This is a genomic window from Frankia sp. CcWB2 (genome assembly GCF_977927585.1).
In genome coordinates this window covers 10,099-18,245 of the sequence record NZ_CDWRCM010000082.1, presented here as the reverse complement: position 1 = coordinate 18,245, position 8,147 = coordinate 10,099, and the positions used below count along the sequence as shown (strand labels likewise).

General features: G+C 70.6%; 6 protein-coding genes and 2 pseudogenes. 5 read left to right on the top strand and 3 right to left on the bottom strand.

Annotated features, from left to right (window positions below; all coding sequences use genetic code 11):
* Nucleotides 1-264: 264 nt before the first annotated feature.
* The 3 genes from ACY45C_RS10835 to ACY45C_RS10825 form a co-directional block, all read right to left on the bottom strand.
* Complete coding sequence (locus tag ACY45C_RS10835) at nt 265-708, bottom strand: hypothetical protein (RefSeq protein WP_462187488.1); 444 nt, start codon at nt 706-708, stop codon at nt 265-267.
* A gap of 159 nt (nt 709-867) precedes the next feature.
* On the bottom strand, nt 868-1,401 hold the full coding sequence (locus ACY45C_RS10830; RefSeq protein WP_462187487.1) for a hypothetical protein: 534 nt from the start codon (nt 1,399-1,401) through the stop codon (nt 868-870).
* Nucleotides 1,402-1,576: 175 nt separating this feature from the next.
* Complete coding sequence (locus ACY45C_RS10825) at nt 1,577-1,810, bottom strand: hypothetical protein (protein ID WP_462187486.1); 234 nt, start codon at nt 1,808-1,810, stop codon at nt 1,577-1,579.
* A 244-nt stretch (nt 1,811-2,054) separates the two neighbouring features.
* Here ACY45C_RS10825 and ACY45C_RS10820 point away from each other — a divergent pair, with 244 nt between their 5' ends.
* The 5 genes and pseudogenes from ACY45C_RS10820 to ACY45C_RS10800 all read left to right on the top strand — a co-directional run.
* Nucleotides 2,055-3,446 (top strand): ABC transporter substrate-binding protein, encoded by a 1,392-nt coding sequence (locus ACY45C_RS10820; protein ID WP_462187491.1) that lies wholly within the window; start codon nt 2,055-2,057, stop codon nt 3,444-3,446.
* Between the two features lie 6 nt (nt 3,447-3,452).
* Nucleotides 3,453-4,328: pseudogene (locus ACY45C_RS10815) on the top strand (ABC transporter permease); the annotation flags it as partial.
* Between the two features lie 223 nt (nt 4,329-4,551).
* Nucleotides 4,552-5,940 (top strand): annotated as a pseudogene (locus ACY45C_RS10810) (ATP-binding cassette domain-containing protein); the annotation flags it as partial.
* A 13-nt stretch (nt 5,941-5,953) separates the two neighbouring features.
* Nucleotides 5,954-7,387 (top strand): ABC transporter ATP-binding protein, encoded by a 1,434-nt coding sequence (locus ACY45C_RS10805; RefSeq protein ID WP_462187490.1) that lies wholly within the window; start codon nt 5,954-5,956, stop codon nt 7,385-7,387.
* A 30-nt stretch (nt 7,388-7,417) separates the two neighbouring features.
* Nucleotides 7,418-8,147, top strand: a 730-nt coding sequence (locus ACY45C_RS10800; RefSeq protein WP_462187485.1) for a 2-oxoglutarate and iron-dependent oxygenase domain-containing protein, incomplete at its 3' end; no start/stop codon positions are given.

Below are 8,147 nucleotides of genomic sequence, written 5' to 3'. Positions count from 1 at the left end.
GGGTTGGAGTACTAGGCAGAGAAGCGTCTCGACGGGAGTGAACGTCTCCTGGCGAGCTTTCACCTCGGATGAGCGCGGCATGCGGGCCAGCACCCGGGCCCATTGGCGGTCGGCAGCTCCTGAGGTGATGCCTATGTAGTCCCCGAGATCAGGCATTAGGTTATCTTAAGCGTCGATGTCTGAAGAGTCGACATGGGTGCCGATTATGGAGGGTCGTGATGTCTCCGTGTCGTGGACGGGTTGCCTGAAGACGTAGCGTCCAGGTCAGGGCATCCGAGCGGCCGAGCTGCTGCCCCACCTCCAGCGGGAACGGGACCGGATCGCCACGGCCATCGATGACCTCGCCACCGCCCGCACCTTGCTGGAAGCCGTCATCGCCGCCATTCCGGCGGTCGGAGCGGTCGCCGGGGTGTGCGACACGTCCGACGGCGAGGACCGGGTGTTCACCACTGCCGCACGCTGATCCGTACTCACGGCCGCCGTGCACGGCCGCCGTATGCCGACCCGGATCCCAGGGCCGGCGCCCGCCGACCGTCGGCGACAGGCGAAGAAGAAACCCTCCACCCCGACACCGAGCACCTGGTTGCCGAACAGCCGGTGGAGGTCGAGTAGTTTCTCGGTTACCTGCTCGGCGGACCCGGCGAGCGCGGAACCGTTCTCGATGAAATCCTCGAGCGAGTCGAACGGGAAGTGGTTCTGCCGGGCCACCGGGAGGTCCCGGAACGCGGCGAAGGCGGGACGGGCGGGTTCGAGGGTATCCTGGGAACGGTCGATGATATCGGTCCGCCGGAAACCGTTGGCCGAGTGGAGCGGATCCGCCCACCTCGCGGGCAGGCCGGTGGACCGCTCACAGGACGCTGAACCGGGTCAGACCTGTGGAGCGGGCTGCTGGAATGGCCGTGCCCTGGTGGTCGCCTCCCACCTCCAAGAAGTGCGTCGAGGCCGGCCGTCGAGCTCACTCCGGCCGGTGCACCACAGCAGCACCTGAGCCGGGTCTCCGTCCGGTGCATCGGGGAACAGACGGCGAAGCACCCGTATGCCCAGGAGCGATGGGAACCGCCAAGAGACCGTCAGCCCCGCGGCGATGTCCCAGGTATGGAGGAGGGTTTCGGCGACGCCCATCGCCGCGAAGCCCTCGGGATCGCATGGCCCCCAATGCCAGGCCTGCGTTGCGGGGTCGGCGGTGGCCAGCGCGCTGCTGAGCAGTCCACCGCATGCGGTGATGACCTGGAGCACCTCGCGCGGTGGCGTGTCCGGGGGAACGGTCAGATCGAAGGGCAGGTAGGCGTGGGTGGGCCGGGCCGCTAGCTGCCCGGCGTAAGCCAGCAGATCGTGAGCAACGTGGACGGCTGTCGTCCAGCAACTCCATTCCGTATGGCATACGGAACGTATATCGCTCATGTACTCAAGGTTGTATGGGTGCGTGTCATTGCGCTGTGCCCGACCCTCGGCTATGGTCAGAGTGTGATGTTGAAGTGGGCATTTGTTGCCCGGAGGTATCTCGACCTCCGCCGCGTCGCAAGCTCCCTGTGTTGTCGCTGACGGGGAGAACGAGCTGGCCGCACGTCGCGTGGATTTAGCGGTCAACATTGTTTCCGAAAATTTCCTCCAGATTTTGACGGTCCTTCTCCCGGATAATTGCCGGGGTCGGGTGTCGGATCCGATCGCCGATTTTCTGGACGGGCACGTGTCGTTCGGGTGATCGGGCGCTGACCCACACTTCACACTTCCACGTCGCGACCATCGCGGTGCGACGCCCGTCCTCCTCTTCCTCTTCCTCCTCTTCCTCTTCCTCCTCCTCGTTCATCACGCAAAGGATCCATATCCATGTCGTCATTTCCGACTTCCCCGATCGACATCGCCGGGAATCGGACGTCCTCCGCCGCCGAGCATCCCGTGCGGGCGGCATCGCCGCGTTCCTCGCGGCCTGCGGCAGCTCCGGATCCAGCGCGGACACGGGCGCGGCCGGCGCGTCGGGCGCCGCGGGAGGCCGGCGCAGCGGCCTGATCATCCTGGGGGCTCCGACGCCGCCCACCGCGCTGGACCCGGTGACCATGTACGACGGCACCGTGATCGCGCTGGTCCAGCTCGTCGCCGAGTACCTGATCTGGCTCGATCCGGACTTCCAGCTCCGCCCTCAGCTCGCGACCGGGTGGACGTCGTCCGACGCGGGACGCACCTGGTCGTTCACGTTGCGCAAGGGCGTGCTCTTCTCCGACGGCACCCCGCTGGACGCGCCGACCGTGAAGGCGTCGTTCGACCGGCTGCTGGACCCGGCGAACAAGTCCGCCGCCCTGTCCGCCTTCGCGTCAGTCCTCAAGGCCGGCGGCGTGGCGGTGTCGGGGGCGGACACGGTGGTTTTCCACCTCGAGCGGCCGTTCTCCGACTTCCCTTACCTGGTCTCCGCGGGCAACTACAACGCGGTCGTGCTCAAGAGCGACTACAAGGTCGGCACGTTCGCCACGAAGGCGATCGGCACCGGGCCGTTCCGGCTCGACTCCTACGACGTCGGCCAGGGAGCCTCGCTGCGCCGCAACCCGAAGTACCGGGACGCCGGCAAGCCCTACCTCGACGGCGTCAAGGTGACCTTCCACAAGGACGCCCAGGCCGACCTGCTGGCATTGCAGAGCGGCGCCATCGACGCGCAGATCCTGTCCGAGGCCGACCTCGTCGTCCCGATCGCCGGAAGCAACTCCATCGCCGTCGACAAGGTCAGCGGTACCAGCCTGACCGCGTTCACCCTGCGCGTCGACAAGCCACCGTTCACGAAGAAGGAGGTCCGGCAGGCCATCGCCTACGCGTTGGACCGGCCGGGTGTCCTCGCCTCCGTCTACAACGGGGTCGGCGTCCTCGGCAACGACCACCTTCTCGCGCCCGCGTTCGCGGCCGCCCCGAAGGACCTCGCGCAACGCGCGAAGGACGCGGCGAAGGCCCGGTCGCTGCTGTCCGCCGCGGGGGTCGAGAACCTGCGGTTCACTCTCAGTTTCGGCGTCCCGAACAAGGCCTACGCGCTGGTCATCCAGGACCAGCTCAAGCAGGTGGGGATCACGGTCGATCTCGACCAGCAGACCTCCGATGCGTTCTACGGCGGCAACCAGGAGACCGACACCCCCTGGCTGTTCACCACCGCGAACCTCGTCGGCTGGGTGGGCCGCCCGACGCCAAGCCAGTTCATCATCCCGATGGTGAAGAGCCACGCGGTCTGGAACGGTTCGAAGTACGCCAACCCCGCCCTGGACGCCGCGGCCGACGCCTACGACGCCGCGACCGACCCCGCCGAGCGGAAGAAGCAGGCCGAGATCATCGCGCGGGCCCTTCACGAGGACGTGCCGGTCATCATCACCGTGTGGTCCGGGGCCGTCCGGGCCTACCGGTCCGACCGGGTCAGGGGGCTACGCGCCCACCCGTCGGCCTTCCTCGACCTGACAACCGTGAGCCGGGCCTGATCCGGCATGGTGCGTTTCCTGGCCCGGCGGCTGGCGACGATCCCCGTCACCATGCTGGCGGTCAGCTTCCTGGTGTTCATCGCCACCGAACTGATCCCCGGCGACGTGGCGCGCGTCGTGTTGGGCCGGGAGGCCAGCCAGGCGTCGGTGGACGCGCTGCGCCACCAGTTGCGTCTCGACGAGCCGCTGGTGCCCCGCTACCTGCACTGGTTGGGTGGGTTCGCCACCGGTGACTGGGGGCGCTCCTACACGCTCGGAGTCGACGTCCGCCCGCTAGTGATCGAGCGTCTGCTCGACAGCGCGACGCTTGCCCTGCTCGCCTTCGTCCTGCTGGTCCCTGTCGCGCTGGCGCTCGGCCTTGCGGCGGGATTGCGCGAGGGGCGGCTGACCGACCGGATCCTCAGCGTCACAGGCCTGAGCCTCGGTGCCGTTCCCGAGTTCGTCACCGGCGTCGTGTTGCTGGTCCTCTTCAGCGTGAAGCTGCACTGGCTGCCCTCGTCGGCGCAGGCACCGCCGGGGGCCGGTCCGCTGACCTTGATCCGGCATCTGCTGCTGCCCGCAGTCTGCCTGGTCCTGCTGTGCACCGGCTATGTCGCCAGGCACGTGCGGGCGAGCACGGTCGCGGTCCTCGCCAGCCCGTTCATCCGGGCAATGCGGGTGCGTGGCATGTCCGAGGCGCAGCTCGTGCGCGGGCACGTGCTGCGCAACTCGCTGGTGCCGGCGACGAGCGCGCTCGCCGTGCAGCTGCAGTTCCTGCTCGCGGGACTGGTGACCGTCGAGCTGCTGTTCGGCTACCAGGGCATCGGCGACCTGCTGCTGTCGTCGGCGACCAGTAAGGACGTGCCGACCCTGCAGGCCGGCGCGATCGTGCTCGGCGCGGTGGGGATGGGCATCTACGTCGTCGCAGACCTGGTGTACGCGCTGCTCGATCCGCGCGTACGGGTGGGGAGGGGGCGCGGTGAACGACACCGCGGTGGATTCCGCGGCGAGCGTCACAGTCGGCTCCCGGGCTGGCTTCCGGGCTGGCTTCGTGGTCGGCGCGTTCCTGCTGGTCGGCTGGGTCGTCGTCGCGGTGTTCTGGCCGCAGCTGGCGCCGGCGGATCCGATGGCCCAGCATCCGTCCCAGCGGATGCTGGGGCCGGGCGGCGGGCACCTGTTCGGCACCGACCAGTTCGGCCGGGACGTGCTGTCGCGGGTGATGGCAGGAGCCCGCCCGGTGCTCGAGGTCGCTCCGCTGGCGACCGCGCTCGGGGTGGCGGTCGGAAGCCTGCTCGGGCTCGTATGCGGCGCGCGGCGCGGCCTGTTCGACGAGATCGTGATGCGGGTCGTCGATGTGCTCGCTGTCTTCCCGAATCTGGTCGCGGCCGTGGTGGTGGTGGTGGCACTTGTGGGCCGCTCGACGACCACCCTCGTCCTGGTCATCGGAACGTTCTTCGTCCCGATCGTGACCCGCAGCGTGCGGGCGGCCGTGCTGGTCGAGCGGGAGAAGCCCTATGTCGAGGCCGTCCGGCTGCGTGGCGAGCCGTTCTGGTCGCTGCTGTGGCGGGAGGTGCTGCCCAACGTGACCGGAACCGTGCTGGTCGAGGCTGGGCGACGCGGTCTTCGCCGCCTCGACCCTGTCCTTTCTCGGACTCGGCCAGCCACCGGGATCCCCGGAGTGGGGGGCCTCCGTGGCCGACAACCGGGTCTTCCTCCAGCAGGGCTGGTGGACGGTGCTGTTCCCGGCGCTCGCCGTCGGAAGTCTCGTCATCAGTGTCGCGCTGATCGCCGACAACCTGCGGGAACAGGCCGCGCGGTGGTGGGCGACGGGGTGGTGGGCGACGGGGTGGTGGGCGACGCGGTGGTGGGCGAGGCCGTGGCCGCCGGGGGGCTTGTCGTCGAAGGACTGACGGTGAGCTACCCGTCGTCCGGCGGACCGGCCGTCGCCGTCGACGGCGTCAGCCTGCGGGTCCGACCCGGTGAGACCTACGGCCTGGTCGGAGAGTCGGGGTGCGGCAAGAGCACGCTGGCCGCGGCGCTCGCGGGCGTGCTGCCCGGCGGGGGTGCCATCGACGCCGGCCGCATCGTGCTCGACGGGGTCGACGTGCGGGCCCTGTCCGCCCGGGAGCACCGGCGGTGGCGGGCCGACGCCTTCGCCATGGTCCACCAGGGCACGAGCAGCAGCCTGGACCCCACCGTGCGGGTCGGCGCGCAGGTGGCGGAGGCCTGCCGGCTGGGGGGGGCTGTCCCGGGCCGAGGCCCGGGCGCGGGCCGTCGAGCTGCTCGGCGCGGTGCGGCTGCCCGAGCCCGCGACGATCGCGCGACGCTGGCCGCACGAACTCTCCGGGGGCCAGCAGCAGCGGGTCGGCATCGCCGCGGCCCTCGCCGGCAGCCCCCGCCTGCTCGTCCTCGACGAGCCGACCACCGGCCTTGACGCCGCCGTCGAGCGGGAGGTCCTCGACCTGATCCAGGCGCTGCGGCGCCGGATCGACGCCGCCGTCATGCTTGTCAGTCATGATCTTGAACTGGTGGCGCGTACCTGTGACCGGGTGGGCGTACTGTACGCGGGCCGCCTGGTCGAACAGGGCACGGCGGCCGACCTGCTCACCGCGCCTGGCCACCCCTACACCGCCGCCCTCGTCGCCGCCGTCCCGCGGGTGGGGATGAGCAGGCGGGAACGCAGGATACCGGCGGTGCCCGGGCAGCCGCCGTCGCCGACCGACCGGCCGGTGGGCTGCATCTTCGTCGACCGGTGTGCGCTCGCCGACGAGGTGTGCCGTGCGTCCGAGCCGCCGCTTGCCCCCGTCGCCGACTCCCCGGACGGACCCGGCGGGCACGATGGGCACACGGTGCGCTGCCATCACGGCGACCGCGTCGGACTGCTGCGCCGTCCCGAACAGGTCGTCGGCGTGGCCCCGCGGGAGGCCCGGCCGGGGCTGCTGACCGTGCGGGGGCTGTCCCGCAGCTATGGCCGGACACCCGTGCTCACCGGTATCGACCTCGACATCGGCCACGGGGAGGTACTCGGCTTTGTCGGGGAGTCCGGCAGCGGGAAGACGACCCTTGCCCGAGCCGTGGCGGGCCTGGGCCCGGACGGACCCGGCGAGATCCGGCTCGCTGGCCGGCCGCTACCGGCATCGCTGTTCCGCCGCCGCGCGGACAACCGCCGACGCGTGCAGATGGTCTTCCAGGACCCCGATACCACCCTCAATCCCCGGCACACCGTCGCCACGGTGCTGCGCCGGGCACTGGTGACCCTGCGCGGCGAGGGCACGGTCGCCGACCTTGCCGGACGCGTCGAGCTCGGCTCCCGGCTGCTGCCGGTGATGACGCCGAGGCTGTCGGGCGGTCAGAAGCAACGCGTCGCGATCGGCCGGGCCCTCGCGGGCGATCGCAAGCTGATCGTCTGCGACGAGCCGGTGTCCGCGCTTGACGTCAGCGTCCAGGCCGCGGTGCTCGAGCTGCTCGCCACCACCCGGGACGCCGACGGCGTGTCCTACCTGTTCGTCTCGCACGACCTGGCCGTCGTCGGCTACCTCGCCGACCGGGTCGCCGTCCTGCACCGGGGCCGGATCGTGGAGGTCGGCCCGGCCGCCGCGGTACTGGCCGGACCGCATCATCCCTACACCCACACGCTGACCGCCACCCACACGCTGACCGCACCGGTGGATCCGGCACCGCCCGGGCGGGCCGGGTGGGCTGAGCGGGCCGGGTGGGCTGGGCGGCTCGGGAAGACCCGGCCCACCCTCCCCGCGGCCGTGGGCTGCGGCTTCGCCGGGAGTTGCCCCAGCCGGGTGGAGGGGCTCTGCGACTCCGTTGTCCCTCCCGTCCGACTGCTCGACGGGGCCGCCATGACGGCATCCCACACCGTGCACTGCCATCTCGACGCCGCTGATCTGCCTGTGCTCCCGCCACTGCCGGCGGCGGGCACCGGGGCGATGGCGGAGAAGGAGAATGTCTGATGTCGGAGAAACCGGAGAGGACCCCCTGCCATGACCGACGAGATTCCCGTCATCGACCTGGAAGTGGCCCTCGCCGAGGACGCGCCCGCGGACCTGCTGCGGCGCGTGCGCGCGGCGGCCGAGCGGATCGGCCTGATCCAGATTGTCAACCACGGCGTTCCGCTGGAGCTGATCGAGGACTTCCAGCGTCGGGTCGAGCGGATCCTGCGTCTGCCGCGGGCGGAGAAGGCGAAGCTGGCCAGCCCCACCGGACACCCCTTCCGGGGCTGGCGGCAGTGGCCTGACGACTTCGGCCGCCTGGAAATCGAACGGTACTCCGTGGGCCAGTTCGACAACCCGGCCGACGCTGCCGCGGCGGGTGTGTCGAAGCGGTGGCTCGGGCTCTACCAACACGCCAACGTCTGGCCGCCGCAGGACCCCGACCTGCGCGGGGTCACCGTCGCCTACGCCGAGGCGGCCGCGGCGCTGGCCCGGCGGGTGCTCGGCCTGTACGAGCGGCTGCTCGGACTACCCGCCGGCAGTTTCCCGCAGGACGAGCCGTACCACCTCAACCTGCTCGTCAACGACTACCCGACCTGGACCTACCCGGACACGGCCTCCGAGGAGGAGAAGCTTCTCCTGCTGGAGCACGCCGACGGCTCGGCGGTGACCGTCCTGCACCAGCACGGCGGGTACTCCGGGCTCCAGGCGCAACAGCCCGACGGCACCTGGATCCCGGTGCCCGTCGTGCCCGGGGCGTTGCAGGTGCTCTCCGGAACGA

Bases quoted from the DNA above. Each gene is read 5' to 3' on its own strand.
- ACY45C_RS10830 (WP_462187487.1), bottom strand. From the start codon at position 1,401: ATGAGCGATATACGTTCCGTATGCCATACGGAATGGAGTTGCTGGACG.
- ACY45C_RS10820 (WP_462187491.1), top strand. From the start codon at position 2,055: ATGTACGACGGCACCGTGATCGCGCTGGTCCAGCTCGTCGCCGAGTAC.